Below are 15,990 nucleotides of genomic sequence, written 5' to 3' on the forward strand. Positions count from 1 at the left end.
GGTGCGGGCTTTCACAGAAGCTTGGAGGTGAAGTTGATTACTTCTTGCCGCCGAAGCCCTTGAAGCGAGCGTTGAAGCGCTCGACGCGGCCTGCAGAGTCCATGATGCGCTGCTTGCCCGTGTAGAACGGGTGGGACTCCGAGGAGATTTCGACGTCGATGACCGGGTAGGTGTTGCCGTCTTCCCACTCGATGGTCTTCGAAGAAGACACGGTGGACTTGGTCAGGAACTTGACGCCGGAAGCCAGGTCGTTGAATACAACAGCTTCGTACTTCGGGTGAATATCAGACTTCATAATGGGACCTTTTGTTCACGCAGCTGGATTTTGCCAGCTGCCAGGTATGAATGGATTCGGTCCGCGCACTGAAAACAGATACCCAGTGCCGGGCCAACAACCAATCATAGCGGAAACCGCGAAGTTCTCACGAACTCACGCAAAGTTCGGGTCAGGTTCGGCGCCGAAGTTCCCAGAAGGCCACGGCCGAGGCGGCTAAGGACATTGAGCGAGTCGACGCCGGTACGCATGGGATCTTCATCGCGAGGTCGACGGCGGCGAGCGTCTCCGGGCTCATGGCGGCGCCTTCGGTGCTAGATGGACGGGCCTCTCAGCGCAATGCGCCGTCAGGCTGGGCCGGCGGATTGCTCCAGCGAACGCCGAGGAGTTGCGAGAGGGCATATTGAGCCACGCCATTGAACGGACTTGACGATTGCGCGAATCGGACGATGGCGAGCCTGGCGCCTTTTGCGGGGTACATCTCGAGATCGTCCGCGACATCGGAGATGAATCTGGCGCCCAACGCAGGCGCTGAGCCGCCGAGAACTACTTCTCCGACATCGAATGCGGCGCAGATAAGACGGATCGCTCGCGCGAGTGCCTTGGCTCCGTCCGCGAGGCGCTCCTGCGCTCCTGCCGCTTCGGCTAGCAGGTGGACCTCTTCGAAACTCGATTCGTCGCGAAAGGCGGGCCCGAGCATCGCGGTCAGAGACGATGTGGACTCGAGGCATCCCGTCAATCCGCACCGGCAAACGTTGCGCGAACCTTCATAGACCACGCGCACATGCCCGATCTCACCCGCGCGGCCAGATGGACCGATCATCACCTCGCCGTCCCGGATGATCGCAGCCCCGATGCCTTCGCCCAGATGGATAAACAGACTGTTCTCAGCCGCTTCGCGTGAGGAGATGGACTCGCTGAGCGCCTCCGCGTCGGCATCGTTGATAATGACGCACGGAACACCGACTGCACCCGTTACGACCTCTGCAACCGGTTCGTCGTACCATGCCAGCTGCACGCTCTCCACAACTCGGCCATGAATTGTGGTGCCGGGAACCCGGAGGCCCACGCAGAGCACATTTCGTTCGGTGTCGCCGACGAACTCTTCCACAAACCGGGCGACGTCCTCCGGGGTCGCTCCGGATTCAAGGCGATCGCTTCGTTCAGAGACGACCTCTCCCGCGAGATTGAGGATCGCACCACGGACTATGAGGGGCCTGAGCGTGACGACAAGGATGCCGTGTCGATCGCGGTCGAGCTTCAGGGTCGTCGCTCGCTTGCCACCGGTGCTCACTGCTTGCTGGCCATCCTGGACGTAGCCATCTCGGATCAGTTCTGTGAGCAGCGAGGAGACTGTCGCCGATGTGAGCCCCGAGCGGCGGGCGATCTCGGCGCGGGTCATCCGCCCGTCGCCCTGTACGACCAGCTGAAGAGCGGCGCGCAAGTGCCCTCGACGCATCTCCAGCCGTCCGGAGTCGCCTGCGGCCGGCCCGTCGACTGTGCGCCCTCGTAGGAGCTCCACTGTTTCTCCCAACTTCCTGATACCCGTTCGGTCCTTGCCCACCCTACTCGGCGCTGCTGGCACAGGAGGTCTTGACTTAATTTAGTCACTCCCTATAGTTCTAAACAACCGCCAGCCCATCAGGCGGACGGCGTGCAAGGCCGGACGCGGAGACCCCGCCGCCCGGACGGACGATGATATTCCACCCAACCGCGGGCTTCGAGACCCGGCTTCGGCATCCTAGCTCGCTCGAAACAATGGTGATTTCATGCACACAGCACCCCATTCCCCGACGAAGACCCGAGTACGGTCGCTGCGCCACGTTCTCGTCGCAGCCTTTGCGACCCTTTTTGCAGCAACCGGATTGACCGCAATGGATGACCGACATGCTGCGAACGCGGCCGGGTCGACGTATCAGATCGACGATGCAACGACGTCCGGCGAGAACTCCTTCGCCTACACCGGCGCCTGGAACGCCGACAAAGGACTGCCGACGACCGGCTGGTATGCCGGAACCGAACACTGGTCGGCAGAGAAGGACGCTGCCGTGACGCTTTCCTTTTTCGGAACCGGCGCTGAAATCTATGGGCGCAAGCACCCCGCGCACGGTATCTATGCCCTCAGCGTCAACGGCGGCCCCGAGACCCGTTTCGATGCCTACGCGCCAACCGCCACCAGCTCGGTCCTGATCTTCGGAACCGGTAAGCTCCCGCAAGGAAACCACATCCTGAAGCTGCGCCTGACCGGAGACAAGAACCCCGCGGCAACCGGCATAGCGGGGCAGATGGACTACGCCGTCGTGACCACCGACGGTAGCGAGGCCGGTATTGCCTGGGCCGGTCTCCCGCAGCCGTCGCAGCTCACGCTGGACGGCGGAGCGCTCGAGCTCTCAGCCACGTCGCGGCTCTTTGTGCTCAGGCAGCAGCAGGGACTCCTCCAGGCGGAAGCTGAGCGATTTAGCGCCGAGCTCGCCGCCTCTGGCACACTCCCCGCGGCGCCGCAGATCGCTGTCGGCGACGAGAACCAGATCCGTCCCGGAGACATCGTGCTCCGGCAAGGCGATCTGGCCGGCACCGCTTCGCCCGAGGCGTTCGCTGTCGCGGTTTCCGACCGGGTGGACGTTACGGGCGAGGACGTCCAGGGGGTCTTCTACGCCACCCGGCAGCTCGTGCAGAACCTCAAGGCGAAGGGCCACATCCCGACCGGTCGCGTATCGAGCAGCCCCTCCGTCGCCGAACGTAGCCTTCACATCGACATCGGGCGGAAGTACTACACGAAGCAGTGGATCGCAGCACAGATCCGGGACATGGGCTACGTCGGGCTGAACACCCTGCAGCTTCACTTCTCCGAGAACGAGGGCTTCCGCATTGCCAGCGACGGCCATCCCGAAGTCGTCTCCGCGGAGCGCCTCACGAAGGACGAGGTCCGCGAACTCATCGCCCTTGCCACGGCGAATCACATTCAGGTCGTTCCGTCGCTCGACATGCCGGGCCACCTCATGCAGGCGTTGAGTGCGCATACGGAGCTCCGGCTGAAAGACGTCTGAGGCAGGGACGTACGCGGTGCACTCGACATCACCAAACCGGAGGCCATTGCGTTCGCGAAGGAACTGATCGACGAGTATGCCGAGCTGTTCGCCGGCTCGACGTATTGGAACCTCGGCGCTGACGAGTTCGTGGACTTCGACCGCATGTCTGACTACCCGATCCTCGACAACGCCGCCAAGCAACGGTTCGGTCCCACCGCCAACGGGTTCGATCTGCTCACCGCGTTCGCCAACGACATGGGCGACTACATCGAGTCCAAAGGGTTTACGGTGCGGGTCTGGAATGACGGTATGATGCGCGGCAACGTCGTGAACCTCGAAACCGACATGCAGATCACCTGGTGGACGAATTGGGACACCAACATGGCGCCACTGCAAAAGGCGCTCGACGGCGGGTACAAGCTCGTCAACTTCAATGACTCGGTCTTCTACTACGTGCTCGGCGAAGCCGCCGGCTACAAATATCCCACTGCAGCGAGGATTTGGGACAGGAACTGGCACCCTGGAGTCTTCCCGAACCTCAAAACAGGTCCGCAAACCCTCACCCAGCCGTACCCGGCGCAACTGCTCGGCGCGTCGTTCGCCATTTGGAGCGACCGTCCAGCCGAGCAGACCGAGGCCCAGGTTGCCGCAGGAGTCCGCGGTCCGCTCCGTGCGATGGCAGAACGGTCCTGGAACGCTGGCTCGAAACTCCGGCTTGCGCAGTTCGACACGGTGAACCAGATGATCGCACGGGCGCCCGGAATCGAGCAGTCTCTTGGCGCTAGTGGAAACGTCACGGTGTTACCGTCTGCGGGACTTTCGGTTCCGGTGAAGGTGGATGGTCGGTGCGTCGCGGGCAAGGTTTTGTTGGCTGTGTCGGCGGCCAATGGTGAGGGTGTGCCCGTGGCGGTGAAGTTCGCTTCCTCGTATGGGGCGAAGTCCTTTGCCGAGGTGGCTGCGGGGAAGAATGCATTCCATGCGTTTTCGACGCGCTTGGCGGGCATCCCGGCCGGTGAGGTGACGGTTTCCGTTTCGGCGGTGGTCGGTGGTGTGGCCGTCAGCACCCCGCAGGTGATCGCCTACCCGGCCCGTACCTGCTAACCGAACCCGGTGGGAGAGCCGACACCCCCAGCCCGCCGGCTCTCCCACTGGACTCAACGACCGCACTGTCCAATGCCCGGGAGACGGGCAATCCAGAAGAGGAGTACTCAACATGTCCAAGACCACGACCCGACTTCGCATCGTCACAGCCACAACCGGAGCCGTAATCCTTTCGTATGTCGGCAGCGCCGCCATCGCCGCCGACGTCCAGCACGGCGACGGCGAAGTCGACGTCACCGTGGAGATCGCCAAGATCGACCCACCCGGCGTCCTCGCGCTGAGCGTCGCAGGCACATCGGCCGCGCTCACGGAGAACGGCTCAAACGACCTCGTCCGCCAATTCACTGGCTCCCTCCCCACTGTGACGGTGACGGATACCCGAGCCGCCGATACCATTCCGGCCGGTGCGCACTGGTACGTGCTCGGCACCGCAACAGACTTCACGGGCGGCGCCGGCAAGAGCACCATCGGCGCGCGGTATCTCGGCTGGGCGCCGCGCCTGATCGACGGCGGAGCTTCCGGACTCGTCGCGCAGGGCGACCCGGTGACCTCGGCTGTCGACAACACCCCGGCGAATGTGGGCTTGGTCGACCGGGAACTCCTCGCCATGGCGGCGGACTCCGGAGCCGTGGCTACCGAGGGAAAGTGGACCGCCACCGCTGATCTCGCACTCAGGGTCCCGTCAACCGTTACTCCCGGCGCATACACCTCAAAACTGACGCTGTCCCTGTTCGAGTAACCGCATAGATCGATGCGCGTGCCGGCCTCGGCTCTTCGAGCGATGCCTGCCGAAGCCGGCACACGCAGTCCACGCCCACGATTCGACCCGGAACGGAAGAAAATGAGCGTCATCGACCGTCACAGGCGTCACCCACTAAAGAGATCGGCGAGCAGGAGTCACCTGCTCGACGCTCCCGTTTCGATCCTCGCCGCGGCGTTCCTCGCATTCGCTCCCTCATCCGGGACCGATGTCGGTGAACAAGACCCCGTCATCACGTGGGCAGTCAGCCCGGCCAACGCCTCCGAACCCGATGGCCGCTCATGGGTCGAGCGCACGATGAACCCGGGTGAACAAACGACCGAGCACCTCGCCCTGCGCAATCTCGGCGACCAGAACGCAACCTTCATGCTAACGGCTGCGGACGGCTACTTCACCACTGCGGGGCGGTTCAACATGCTCCCGGCCGACCGAACGTCCACCGACGCCGGGACATGGATCAGCGTCGCGACGAAAGTCAGCCTCGCAGCCCACACCACCGCTATTGTGCCGTTCACGATCACCGTGCCGAAAAACGCCACCCCCGGCGACCATGCCGCGGGAATTGCCGCCTCGGTGTTGAGCACCGGAACCGTGCAAGAGGGTTCGCGAGTGGGAGTGGAGAGCAGAGTAGGTTTCCGGGTTATGACGCGAGTCACCGGCGAACTGAAACCGGAGCTGAACGTGGTGGACGTCGAGGCAAGCTATGACATGTCATGGAATCCATTCGCGCCAGGCTCGGCCACCCTGAAGTATGGTGCCGTCAACAGGGGCAACACCCGGTTCGCGTTCACGGACAGCGTTGACGGGGCACCGGCCAGAACACGGGGCGATCTCCTCCCCGGCGAACGAAGAGTATCCACCAGCATCGTGCCGGTCTGGCCGTTCGGTCCCGTCACCATCGACCTCAGGGTCACGCCGACAGCGGACGCGGCCGCCGACGCGGTCCCGCCTCCGGTTCGTACGTCCGTCGTCGTGTGGGCCCTGCCCTGGTCGCAACTTCTTTGTATCCTGGGTGTGACACTGATCTTCACGGCCCTCGCCCTCGGGCGGCGCCGAAGCAAGGCACGGCTGACGAAGCTCATCGACGCGGCCCGGGCTGAGGGCCGAGCCGAGGGTTCGTCACCATGAGCGCCAATCATCCCCTGCCCGTACCTGCCCTGCCGACATCTGCCCCTCCGATCGCCGACGACGCAGGAATCTCGGTGACGGTCTGGATCGCTCCACGTCCGGTGCCACTCTTGGACGCCCTCTCCGGAACGGGCTTCGACATCGGCACCGTCGGGCTGTTCGCTGTGGTGGCATTGGTGACGGGCGTTATAGCGATCACCATCAGCTGCGTCCGAAAATGGCCAACGAGGAACTGCCCGGTTCGCTGAACTGATCGAGGAGGAACGGCCTGGTGGACCGCGATGGCGTTCCCGTCGTCAAAGCAGCCTATCCGTCTCCGGGGTCAGACCATCTCCCTCGGTGCCGAAGACCAGAGCCAGGTTTTCGTGGTCCTCTGCGACGAGCTCGTCCAGCGTGATCGCGCCCTCCACCAGCGTCATCCCCGCCACCACGCAGCCCGCTTCCTTCAGCACCTCGATATCGTCAGGCCACGATTCGATCCGCGTCCATGGCACCGGAAAGACTGTACCCATGCTGACCCTGATCGAGCGACGGTACAGCGGGTCAGCACATTGCGGCGACACCGGTACAGCATCGACGCCGATCGCCGCTGCTCTCCTGTGTCACCTGCCGCTGTAGACCGGGAACGCGCTGGCGTCGCCGTAGTCCACGTCTTGCAGATCGCGCAACGTGGCAACATCGTCGTCGGAGATGACGAAGTCGACCTCGGCGTTGGAGCGCATGTGCTCGGGGTTGGCGGTCTTGGGCAGCGACACCGTGCCCAGTTGTAGCGTGTACCGGATACACAGCTGCGGCACCGTCACCCCGTACTTACCTGCCATCGCCCGAACCTCGGCATTCTTCAGGATCTCCCCGTGGGCGATCGGCGAGTACGCCTCGACGATGATCCCCTTGCTCTCACAGTAGGCGAGCAACTCTGCCGGGGTGTTGCCCGCGTGGACCAGGAGCTGGTTGACCTGCGGGACCACCGTCGCGGTGGACAGGATGTTCTCCAGGTCGGATTCCAGGAAGTTGGACACCCCGATGGAACGGACCTTGCCGGCTTGGTAGGCGTCCTCCAGGGCCATCCACGCCTGACGGTTACCGTCTGCGTAGTCACCGCCGCGGAAGTCGTTCCAGGGCTGCGGGCTGTGGATGAGCATCAGGTCGATGTACTCGAGCCCGAGCTTTTCCATGGACCCGGCGATCGCGGTGGCCGCGCCGTCGTAGTTCTTGATCTCGGCGGCCAGCTTGGTTGAGACGAACAGCTCGTCTCGGGCGAGGCCGCTCGTGCGGATGCCTTCGCCGACGCCGCGCTCGTTGCCATAGGCCTGAGCGGTGTCGATGTTCCGGTAACCGATCTCCACCGCGGCACGGATCGCGGCAGCTGCCTTGTCGTCGTCGATGAACCAGGTGCCCAGGCCAAGCTTGGGAATCTCAACCCCGTTTGCCAGGATGTAGCTCTCGTTCAGGATGCTCATACGTTCTCTCCAATCTTCGGCAGCGCGCCGTAGACCTCGTCGGTGACGGACTCGAGCCATTCGTTGCTGACGTTCTCGCCGGGGGTGATGAAGGCGACGTGGGAGAACCACGAGTCGGCCTTCGCCCCGTGCCAATGCTTCGTGCCGGCAGGCACACGGATCACAGTTCCCGGCTCCAGGCTGACCGGGTCCTGGCCCTCGGCCTGGAACCAGCCGCTGCCCGCAGTGCACATCAGGATCTGGTCGCCGCCGCCGTCGGTGCCATGGTGGATGTGCCAGTTGTTGCGGCAGCTCGGCTCGAAAGAGACGTTGCTGACCGGAACGCTCCCCGAGGCGAGCGGGGCCAGGTAGCTCTGGCCGATGAAGTACTGCGCGAAGGCGTCGTTCTTCTCCCCGAGCGGGAAGATCTGGTCGAATTCGTTGTCAGTCATGTGTTTGTCCTTCTGCTGCGATCAGTGGTTGACGTAGGTCATGTGCTCGGCGTTGTAGCGGTCTCCGCGTACTCCGATGCGCCGGGCGAGGCTGTCAAGGTCGGAGCGCTCGTCCGCAGAGAGGGCGAGCTGGGTGGCCGCCGCGTTCTCCCGGATGCGCTCGGTGCGTCGGGTGCCGGGGATCGGCACGATCCACGGCTGCTGCGCCAGCAACCAGGCCAAGGCGATCTGGCCCGGCGTCGCGCCCTTCGCCTCGGCCAGGCCTTTGACGTGGTCAACGAGCGCCTGGTTCGCGGCGAGATTCTCCGCCTCGAACCGCGGAACACGGCGGCGGATATCGCCCTCGGTGAAAGCCGTCGCCGAGTTGACGGTGCCGGTAAGGAAGCCCTTGCCAAGCGGGCTGAACGGCACGAACCCGATGCCGAGCTCTGTCAGCGTCGGCAGCACCTCAGCCTCGGGATCCCGTGTCCAGAGCGAGTACTCGCTCTGGACAGCGGTGACCGGGTGCACGGCGTGAGCGCGGCGGATCGTGGCGGCGGAGGCCTCGGAGAGGCCGAAGTGCTTCACCTTGCCCTCGGCGATCAGCTCGCCGACAGCACCGGCCACATCCTCGATCGGCACATCGGGGTCGACGCGGTGCTGATAGAACAAGTCGATCGCCTCGGTGCGGAGCCGTTTCAGCGACGCCTCGGCGACGCGTCGGATCTGCTCGGGCCGGCTGTCCAAGCCGACCATCCTGCCGTCCCGGATGTCCCAGCCGAACTTGGTGGCGATCGCCACCCGGTCGCGGATCGGCTCGAACGCCTCCCCGACGAGCTCCTCGTTGACGTACGGCCCGTAGACTTCCGCCGTGTCGAAAAACGTCACGCCCTCGTCGACGGCCGAGCGCAGCACAGAGATCATCTCGTCGCGATCGCCGGGGTTGGGTCCGTAGCTCTGGGACATACCCATCGCACCGAGCCCGATCGCGGAGACCTCGAGGCCCTGGCCAAGTGTTCTGATGTGCATGATCAGTCCTTCGTAGTAGTGGTGTCATCGAGCACCGGGCGCGACAGCGACGCGGTCACAGTAGCGGCGAGGCTCGCCAGCAGCTGGAGCCGTTGCTCGCTGGGCGAACCGGACTCGGCGGTGTAAATGAGGAACGAAAGCCCCGGCTCGGCAGTCAGCTCCAAACCCTCATACGTAAGGGTGAGGTCGCCGACCTCGTGATGGTGAAAATCCTTTGTACCCGAGCCGTGGCGGCGGACGTTGTGCGCACCCCACCGCACACGGAACGCATCGCTGCAGGTGGAGAGTTCACCGACAAGGTCATGCAACTGCTTGTCATGAGGATCATGACCGGCCTCCGTGCGCAGGATCGCCACGGTGACGTCTGCGGCCGCCTCCCAGTCCGGGTAGAAGGACTTGGCGCGCTCGTCGAGGAAGCAATACCGGGCGAGGTTCCCCTGCCCGGGCCCGTCGAAGACTTCATCGTAGAACGCGCGGCCCAGGGCATTGGTCGCCAGGATGTCCATCCGCCCGTTGCGTACGAATGCCGGGCCGTTCACGATGACGTCCACCGCACGGGTCAGGCTATCCCGGGCCACCCACGTCTTCGGCTTGCGCCGCCGCACGGGCTGCGCGCCCCCGTTTGCGGTGCGGGCGAGATCAAAAAGGTGCTCGCGCTCGGCATCGTCGAGCTGCAGAGCCCGGGCGACCGACTCCAGCACAGAGTCTGAAACCCCCACGAGATTCCCCCGCTCGATCTTGGCGTAATACTCCGGACTCACGTCCGCGAGCATCGCGACCTCGCCCCGCCTCAAACCCGCCACGCGACGGTGCCCCGAGACCGCCAACCCAGCCTGCTCGGGGCTGACATTCGCCCGACGGGACATGAGGAACTCCCGCGCTTCGTCCCTGCTATCCATACAGACAACGATATTTCGGCCACCGCTTCGGAGGGAGTCCCCACTGGTACACCCTTCACTGGAGACTCCCTCCCCCGCCGCCGTGACGATGGAATGGACTCGTCCAATCAACGACGAGGAGTAAGACCATGAGCACCAAAGAGCAGAACACCGGCTGGAGCGGCGGGAAGAACGCCTTCGGCGACTTCGCGCCCGGAATGGTCCACTACACCGACAAGGTCCTCTTCGACGAGGTCTGGGAACGCACGGACCTGTCCAAGCGCGATCGCAGCCTGATCACCGTCGCCGCATTGACGTCAATGGGCAAGATGGACCAGCTGAAGTTCCACCTCGGCTTCGCCCGCCAGAACGGCGTCACCGAGGAGGAACTGAAGGAAGCGATCACCCAGCTCGCGTTCTACACGGGCTGGCCCAACGGGATGGGCGCGATGAGCGTATTGAAGGGCATCATCGAGGAAGAGGGTTAAAAGCTTACAGCTGCTTGGTACGACCAGACTGACCCCGCCGACATCGCTAACCGACAGCAAACCGGCGGGTGCCCATTCCGACTCGATCGGACGAGCGCCCGTCATACCGCAGAATTGATCCAAGGAGAGACAATGAACGATTCGCGCTCACCGGTCCGGCGAAGCCCTCGCGGGCAGGCCATGGCCCCGCCAACGATGCCGATTCGGGCCGAGGCCTTCGACGACCCACACGGCACCGTCCTGCACTGGCTCGGTATGGCGGGATTTCTGATCAACGCAAGAGGAACTTTGCTGGCCGTCGACCCGCTGCTCCAGGACTTCGACATGCCCGTGCTCATCGACTTCCCGCTCCAGGCGGCAGACGTCCCCCGACTCGATGGGATCCTCGTCACTCACGCGGACAATGACCACTTCAGCGTGCCGACATGTACGGCCCTGAAAGAAGTCACCCAGCGGTTCCACTCGACCCGCTACGTCGCCGATCTGATGCAGGAACTGGGCATGCCCGCCGCCGGCCACAGCATCGGCGATGCTTTCTCCGTCGGTGGGGTCCGGGTAACGGTCACACCGGCCGACCATGCCTGGCAAAATGCCGCGCCCCAGCCGGGGCAGCGTACCTTTCACGATGAGGACTCGTGCGGTTTCTGGATCGAGACCCTTGACGGCGTGATCTGGGCACCAGGGGATTCACGGCTGATCCGTGAACACCATCTGACCATGCCAGCCCCGGACGCGCTACTCTTCGACTTCTCGAACAGCGAATGGCACTTCACCTTCGACGGCGCAGTCGAGATGGCCAATGCCTACCCCGACGCGGACTTGCTCCTGCACCACTGGGGCAGCGTAGATTCCCCCGAATTCGCCCCGTTCAACGCCGACCCGGACACGCTCCGGGACGTCGTGGTCAACCCCAAGCGCATCCGTGTACTCGCACCGGGCGAGCCTTTCCGGCTGGGCGGCGCATCCGCGCGGGCGCGACACAATCAGCGGTTGACGTAGCCGAATGTGCAGAAGTTCGCGGCCGATCAAAATCTCATCGGCGCATCGAATACCTCACGCTAACGAAGGCCCCTGAGGAGGACGGACATTCCACGCTACCTCGTCGCATAGAACGCCACAGCCGACGACGCAGCAACATTCAGCGAATCCACGCCGTTCATCATCGGAATCGTCACCCGCGCGTCGAGCAATCGATCGGTCTCAGGCTTCAGCCCATCGCCTTCGGTTCCGAAAAGCAGCACGAGGTTTTGATGATCCTGGGCCACCAGCTCATCAAGAGTGATGGCTCCCTCCCCCAGAGACATGCCTGCCACGAAGTAGCCCGCCTCTTTCAACTGCTCAATACTGGCCGGCCACGGGTCGACCCTCGTCCACGGAACCTGGAAAACGGTGCCCATACTGACCCTGATCGAGCGCCGGTACAACGGATCTGCACATTGCGGGGTCACCAGCACAGCATCGACACCGATCGCCGCCGCTGACCTAAAAATGGCACCAACGTTCGTGTGGTCGGTCAAATCCTCCAAGATCGCGATCCTCGATCGATGCGGAGTTTTGGAACACCCCACATTCGAATGGTCGACCACGTCCTCCAACACTGCCACACGGTGTGCGCCAGCGAGAAGTTCCTCGAGGGGCACCGGTGCCGGGCGATGCATGGCAGCCATGGCACCGCGGTGCAAATGGAATCCGGTGATTTCCTCAAGCAGGGAAGCCTTGCCGATGTAGACCGGAACCTCGGGGAACTGTTGGAAAACGTCGTCGAGATCTTCCAGCCATTTCTCCGCCAGGAAGAAGGAGCGGGGCCGATGGCCGGCCGCGAGGGCGCGCCGCAGGACCCTGGACGATTCGGCGATGTACATGCCCTCCGCAGGCTCGCGGAGCTTGCGGAGGTGGACATCAGTCAGTTGCGTGTAGTCCGAAACGCGCGGGTCTGCGGCGGTTTCGAGGTGGTAGAAGGTCACGGGGTTCCTATTTCAGCAGGTTGGCGATCATGAAGCCGAGCGCCACGATGCCGAGCGCGAAGATCACGATGCGCAGCGCAAGGGGCTTCAGGCGCCGGCCCACTTTGGAGCCCACCAGTCCGCCGATCAATGAACTGACAGCGATGACTGCCACCACCGGCCATTCGATCCGGCCAAAGGCAAACAGGAGGTAGGAGCACGCTGCCACCACGTTGACGGCCAACACGAGGATGTTCTTCATGGCGTTGGCGTTCTGGATGGTGCCCGTCATGAAGACACCCAGAATGCCGACGAGCAGGATGCCCTGGGCAGCGACGAAATAGCCGCCATAGACCCCGGCGAGGTACACCAGCGCCACGAGGATCACGGTGTGCCGCTTGTCGTGGATGGCGTGCTCCGGGTTGCCGGCCCGGTCCTGGACCCACCGTTGGAGTTTGGGCTGGAAGAGCACCATGAGCAGCGCGACCACGATCAGGATGGGAGCGGCGTAGTAGAAGACCTTCTCCGGGAGGTGCAGCAGCAGCCAGGCACCCGTAATGCCGCCAAGCAGCGACGCCGGCAAGAGCCTGAGCAACTGCCGGCCCCTGCCCCGGAGTTCGTGACGATAGCCCCAGGCCCCAGTTACGTTGCCTGCCACAAGCCCCATGGCGTTGCTGATGGTCGCCGTGACAGGCGCGTAGCCCAGGGCGATGAGGACCGGGAACGTCACAAGTGTGCCCGAGCCGACCACGCTGTTGATGGTTCCGGCCCACAAGCCCGCGAAAAAGATCAGGATGCCGCTAAGGATCTCCACTGCTTCTCGCTGCCCCGGCCTAGCGGCGGGCGGTGGCCGTGTAGCGGCCGGAGTTTTCCGTCACGTCCAGGGGAAGGCCGAAAGTGTTGCTGAGGTGTTCTGCCGTGAGGACTTCCTCGATGGGTCCCGCGGCAACCACCCCGCCGTCGCGAAGCAGCATGGCGTGGGTGAACCCCGGAGGAACTTCTTCAAGGTGGTGCGTCACGAGAACCATGGCGGGAGCGTCCTCGTCGCGGGCGAGCTCACCGAGTTTGTGGACGAGCTCTTCCCGTCCGCCAAGGTCGAGGCCGGCAGCCGGCTCGTCGAGCAGGAGCAGCTCAGGATCGGTCATGAGCGCCCGGGCGATCTGCACGCGCTTGCGCTCTCCTTCGGAAAGCGAGGAGAAGGAGCGGTTCAGCAGTGGACCCATCCCCCATTCGTTAAGGAGGCCGAAGGCGCGACGTTCGTCGTCGCGCTCGTATCCCTCGCGCCAGCGGCCGGTCACGCCGTAGGCAGCGGTCACCACGACGTTGAGCACGTTTTCCTGCTCCGGTATCTGGGTGGCCAACGCCGCGGAGGAAAGGCCGATGCGCGGACGGAGCTCAAAGACGTCCACCCGGCCCAGCGTCTCGTCAAGGATCCCGGCTTTCCCGCTCGTGGGATGCATCCGGGCGGCGGCGATCTGGAGCAGAGTGGTCTTGCCGGCACCGTTGGGACCGAGGATGACCCAGCGTTCGCCTTCATTGACCTGCCAGTCAACCTTGTCCAGCAGGGTCTTGGTACCTCGGACAACGCTGACGGAAGCCAATTCAAGAACATCACTCATAGGAGTAGACACTAGGACAAAAATAGGGGCGATAGATAACCGGAACTTCGGTCACACTGTTTGCGGGACGCCATGAATGAAACACGAGTTCGGGCGGCGGTTCCGCGCTCGCTAAGATTGCAGCCATGAGTTCGAACTTGACCGCGGTCAGCTATGGCGTGAATTTGTCCCTTTCGGAGCTTGAACACCTGCGAAAGGTGCTGTCCGGCTCGGGGGCTTCCTTCACGTCGGAGTCGCGCTCGGGGGACGATCGCTTTGGGGTCTACACCATTCGCCTGGCCGTTGACGGGGCTACCGTCGCCGACTTGTCGGGCCTCCGGCGCAGGGTCGCCGATGCCGCGGCACCGGGCATGGACACCGCTATCGTCGCCGACGCGCTGCGTGACGCTTCACGGAAGCTGCTGATCATGGATGTGGACTCCACCCTGATCCAGCAGGAAGTCATCGAACTGCTGGCCGCGCACGCCGGCAAGCGCGAGGAAGTAACGGCCGTGACCGAGGCCGCGATGCGCGGCGAACTGGACTTCGCGCAAAGCCTCCACGCCCGGGTGGCGGTCCTCGCAGGCCTGCCGGCCGCCGTCGTCGACGCCGTCCGCGCCGAGGTGCGCCTGAGCGAGGGCGCGGCGGAACTTGTGGCTGCTTTCAAGGCCGCCGGCCATACGGTGGCAGTGGTGTCAGGCGGCTTCAACCAGATCCTGAGGCCCATCGCGGAGGAACTCGGCCTGGACTACTGGATTGCAAATGAACTTGAAATCGTCGACGGCTTCCTCACGGGCAAGGTCCTTGGCGACGTGATCGACCGGGCCGCCAAGGAGAAGTACCTTCGCGAGTGGGCAGCCGCCGAGGGAATCGACCTGGAGCACACCATCGCCGTGGGCGACGGCGCGAATGACCTCGACATGCTGGGCGCGGCGGGCATCGGTGTCGCGTTCAACGCCAAGCCTGCCGTCCGGGCGGTAGCTGATGCCGCCATCAACATGCCGTACCTCGACGCGGTCCGGCATATCGCCGGCGTCTAGCCCGAAGTCATGCGCCATGAAAAAGCGGCCCGGGACTGGGTAATTCAGACAGTCCCGGGCCGCTTATTCATACGCTAAAAACTATCAGGCGCTCTTGCCGAAGTAGTCGGCGCCGCCTACGTATTCGGTGTGGCCGCTCTCGACGTCGGCCGTGACCATCTTTGCCACCTCGGCGGCGAATTCCTCCACCGAGTACAGCTTGCCGGCCTCGGCCCGGCGGGCCTCGATGGCACCCGGGTTGGAGCGGTCCAGCAGGGTCGCCGTCACGGTGCCCTCAATCATGTCGCCGGAAACCACTACGAGCGAGATGCCCTTGTCGGCCAGGTTCGGGAGCAGTTCGCGCAATGCGACTTCGCCCGCGCGCTTGCTGCGGGCAACGGGCTCGTACTCAGGCATCGTCGGAACAGTCTCGACGAAGTGCGCCTGGTGGCTCGTGACGAAGACCACGCGGGAGCCTTCCGGCATCAGCGGAACAGCGGCGTTGAGCATGTTGATCTGGGCGTCACGGTTCAGCTTGAGGGCGTAGTCCTCCTCCATGCCGGATTCCATGCCCCCGGAAGCGTTGAGCACGAGGACGTTCAGCGAACCGAATTCCTCCATGGCCGCGCTGGCCAGCGTCTGGACGCCTTCCTGCGTCGTCAGGTCAGCGCCGACGGCTACGGCACGGCCGCCGGCTGCCTGGATCTCGCCCACTACTTTGTTGGCCCGGGGGGCTTTCTGGCGGTAGTTGACGACGACGGCGGCGCCCTCGCCAGCCAGGATCTTGGCTACTTCAGCGCCGATGCCGCGTGAAGAACCGGTGACGATTGCCGTCTTGTTGTCCAGCAGTCCCATTCGTGCTCCTTTATTCAA

The 15,990-nt window shown here is 64.0% G+C and carries 16 protein-coding genes and 3 pseudogenes; 7 read left to right on the top strand and 12 right to left on the bottom strand.

The window, feature by feature from the left end; genetic code table 11:
• Nucleotides 1-37: 37 nt before the first annotated feature.
• The 3 genes and pseudogenes from AB4074_RS11180 to AB4074_RS11190 form a co-directional block, all read right to left on the bottom strand.
• Nucleotides 38-295, bottom strand: coding sequence for a type B 50S ribosomal protein L31 (locus tag AB4074_RS11180; protein ID WP_009358283.1), 258 nt, complete (start codon nt 293-295; stop codon nt 38-40).
• 151 nt (nt 296-446) lie between these two features.
• Nucleotides 447-587: pseudogene (locus AB4074_RS11185) on the bottom strand (TrmH family RNA methyltransferase); the annotation flags it as partial.
• Nucleotides 588-605: 18 nt separating this feature from the next.
• Nucleotides 606-1,796, bottom strand: a complete 1,191-nt coding sequence (locus AB4074_RS11190; protein WP_441413434.1) for an ROK family transcriptional regulator — start codon at nt 1,794-1,796, stop codon at nt 606-608.
• Between the two features lie 763 nt (nt 1,797-2,559).
• Between AB4074_RS11190 and AB4074_RS11195 the strand changes: the two are divergent.
• From AB4074_RS11195 to AB4074_RS11210, 4 genes and pseudogenes are all read left to right on the top strand, one after another.
• Nucleotides 2,560-4,404, top strand: a pseudogene (locus AB4074_RS11195) (beta-N-acetylhexosaminidase).
• A 112-nt stretch (nt 4,405-4,516) separates the two neighbouring features.
• Entirely contained in the window at nt 4,517-5,143 is a 627-nt protein-coding gene (locus AB4074_RS11200) for a hypothetical protein (protein WP_441413435.1), read from the top strand.
• 102 nt (nt 5,144-5,245) lie between these two features.
• Entirely contained in the window at nt 5,246-6,292 is a 1,047-nt protein-coding gene (locus AB4074_RS11205; RefSeq protein ID WP_441413436.1) for a WxL protein peptidoglycan domain-containing protein, read from the top strand.
• Nucleotides 6,289-6,540: a hypothetical protein gene (locus tag AB4074_RS11210; protein ID WP_441413437.1), complete on the top strand. Its 252-nt coding sequence runs from the start codon at nt 6,289-6,291 to the stop codon at nt 6,538-6,540. Before AB4074_RS11205 ends, AB4074_RS11210 begins: the two co-directional genes overlap by 4 nt.
• Before the next feature lie 51 nt (nt 6,541-6,591).
• On the opposite strand, the pseudogene AB4074_RS11215 reads toward AB4074_RS11210, so the two are convergent.
• The 5 genes and pseudogenes from AB4074_RS11215 to AB4074_RS11235 form a co-directional block, all read right to left on the bottom strand.
• A pseudogene (locus tag AB4074_RS11215) lies at nt 6,592-6,891 on the bottom strand (TrmH family RNA methyltransferase); the annotation flags it as partial.
• Between the two features lie 3 nt (nt 6,892-6,894).
• On the bottom strand, nt 6,895-7,752 hold the full coding sequence (locus tag AB4074_RS11220) for an aldo/keto reductase (protein ID WP_441413438.1): 858 nt from the start codon (nt 7,750-7,752) through the stop codon (nt 6,895-6,897).
• Nucleotides 7,749-8,183, bottom strand: a complete 435-nt coding sequence (locus tag AB4074_RS11225; protein WP_441413439.1) for a cupin domain-containing protein — start codon at nt 8,181-8,183, stop codon at nt 7,749-7,751. The genes AB4074_RS11220 and AB4074_RS11225 overlap by 4 nt, the downstream gene beginning before the upstream one ends.
• A 21-nt stretch (nt 8,184-8,204) precedes the next feature.
• Nucleotides 8,205-9,191, bottom strand: a complete 987-nt coding sequence (locus AB4074_RS11230) for an aldo/keto reductase (RefSeq protein ID WP_441413440.1) — start codon at nt 9,189-9,191, stop codon at nt 8,205-8,207.
• A 2-nt stretch (nt 9,192-9,193) separates the two neighbouring features.
• Nucleotides 9,194-10,090: a helix-turn-helix transcriptional regulator gene (locus AB4074_RS11235; RefSeq protein ID WP_441413441.1), complete on the bottom strand. Its 897-nt coding sequence runs from the start codon at nt 10,088-10,090 to the stop codon at nt 9,194-9,196.
• 128 nt (nt 10,091-10,218) lie between these two features.
• Between AB4074_RS11235 and AB4074_RS11240 the strand changes: the two genes are divergently transcribed.
• Nucleotides 10,219-10,557, top strand: a complete 339-nt coding sequence (locus tag AB4074_RS11240) for a carboxymuconolactone decarboxylase family protein (protein ID WP_441413442.1) — start codon at nt 10,219-10,221, stop codon at nt 10,555-10,557.
• A gap of 132 nt (nt 10,558-10,689) precedes the next feature.
• On the top strand, nt 10,690-11,556 hold the full coding sequence (locus AB4074_RS11245; RefSeq protein WP_441413443.1) for an MBL fold metallo-hydrolase: 867 nt from the start codon (nt 10,690-10,692) through the stop codon (nt 11,554-11,556).
• A gap of 95 nt (nt 11,557-11,651) precedes the next feature.
• On the opposite strand, the gene AB4074_RS11250 is transcribed toward AB4074_RS11245, so the two are convergent.
• The 3 genes from AB4074_RS11250 to AB4074_RS11260 are packed head-to-tail and all read right to left on the bottom strand — an operon-like array spanning nt 11,652 to nt 14,119.
• A complete protein-coding gene (locus AB4074_RS11250) occupies nt 11,652-12,521 on the bottom strand; it encodes a TrmH family RNA methyltransferase (protein ID WP_441413444.1) in 870 nt (289 codons plus the stop codon).
• Between the two features lie 7 nt (nt 12,522-12,528).
• A complete protein-coding gene (locus tag AB4074_RS11255) occupies nt 12,529-13,314 on the bottom strand; it encodes a sulfite exporter TauE/SafE family protein (protein WP_441413445.1) in 786 nt (261 codons plus the stop codon).
• Between the two features lie 19 nt (nt 13,315-13,333).
• Nucleotides 13,334-14,119, bottom strand: coding sequence for an ABC transporter ATP-binding protein (locus AB4074_RS11260; RefSeq protein ID WP_059389255.1), 786 nt, complete (start codon nt 14,117-14,119; stop codon nt 13,334-13,336).
• A 125-nt stretch (nt 14,120-14,244) separates the two neighbouring features.
• On the opposite strand from AB4074_RS11260, the gene serB reads away from it, so the two are divergent.
• Nucleotides 14,245-15,138 (top strand): phosphoserine phosphatase SerB, encoded by an 894-nt coding sequence (gene serB, locus AB4074_RS11265; RefSeq protein WP_441413446.1) that lies wholly within the window; start codon nt 14,245-14,247, stop codon nt 15,136-15,138.
• 84 nt (nt 15,139-15,222) lie between these two features.
• On the opposite strand, the gene AB4074_RS11270 is transcribed toward serB, so the two are convergent.
• Complete coding sequence (locus AB4074_RS11270; RefSeq protein ID WP_441413447.1) at nt 15,223-15,972, bottom strand: SDR family oxidoreductase; 750 nt, start codon at nt 15,970-15,972, stop codon at nt 15,223-15,225.
• Nucleotides 15,973-15,990: the final 18 nt, after the last annotated feature.

It is taken from the genome of Arthrobacter sp. 2MCAF14 (genome assembly GCF_052115645.1).
GTDB lineage: Bacteria > Actinomycetota > Actinomycetes > Actinomycetales > Micrococcaceae > Arthrobacter.

Excerpts from the sequence above, each read along its gene's own strand:
- AB4074_RS11180 (WP_009358283.1), bottom strand. The coding sequence starts at position 295 with ATGAAGTCTGATATTCACCCGAAGTACGAAGCTGTTGTATTCAACGAC.
- AB4074_RS11200 (WP_441413435.1), top strand. The coding sequence starts at position 4,517 with ATGTCCAAGACCACGACCCGACTTCGCATCGTCACAGCCACAACCGGA.
- AB4074_RS11205 (WP_441413436.1), top strand. The coding sequence starts at position 5,246 with ATGAGCGTCATCGACCGTCACAGGCGTCACCCACTAAAGAGATCGGCG.
- AB4074_RS11210 (WP_441413437.1), top strand. The coding sequence starts at position 6,289 with ATGAGCGCCAATCATCCCCTGCCCGTACCTGCCCTGCCGACATCTGCC.
- AB4074_RS11220 (WP_441413438.1), bottom strand. The coding sequence starts at position 7,752 with ATGAGCATCCTGAACGAGAGCTACATCCTGGCAAACGGGGTTGAGATT.
- AB4074_RS11225 (WP_441413439.1), bottom strand. The coding sequence starts at position 8,183 with ATGACTGACAACGAATTCGACCAGATCTTCCCGCTCGGGGAGAAGAAC.
- AB4074_RS11230 (WP_441413440.1), bottom strand. The coding sequence starts at position 9,191 with ATGCACATCAGAACACTTGGCCAGGGCCTCGAGGTCTCCGCGATCGGG.
- AB4074_RS11235 (WP_441413441.1), bottom strand. The coding sequence starts at position 10,090 with ATGGATAGCAGGGACGAAGCGCGGGAGTTCCTCATGTCCCGTCGGGCG.
- AB4074_RS11240 (WP_441413442.1), top strand. The coding sequence starts at position 10,219 with ATGAGCACCAAAGAGCAGAACACCGGCTGGAGCGGCGGGAAGAACGCC.
- AB4074_RS11245 (WP_441413443.1), top strand. The coding sequence starts at position 10,690 with ATGAACGATTCGCGCTCACCGGTCCGGCGAAGCCCTCGCGGGCAGGCC.
- AB4074_RS11260 (WP_059389255.1), bottom strand. The coding sequence starts at position 14,119 with ATGAGTGATGTTCTTGAATTGGCTTCCGTCAGCGTTGTCCGAGGTACC.
- serB (WP_441413446.1), top strand. The coding sequence starts at position 14,245 with ATGAGTTCGAACTTGACCGCGGTCAGCTATGGCGTGAATTTGTCCCTT.
- AB4074_RS11270 (WP_441413447.1), bottom strand. The coding sequence starts at position 15,972 with ATGGGACTGCTGGACAACAAGACGGCAATCGTCACCGGTTCTTCACGC.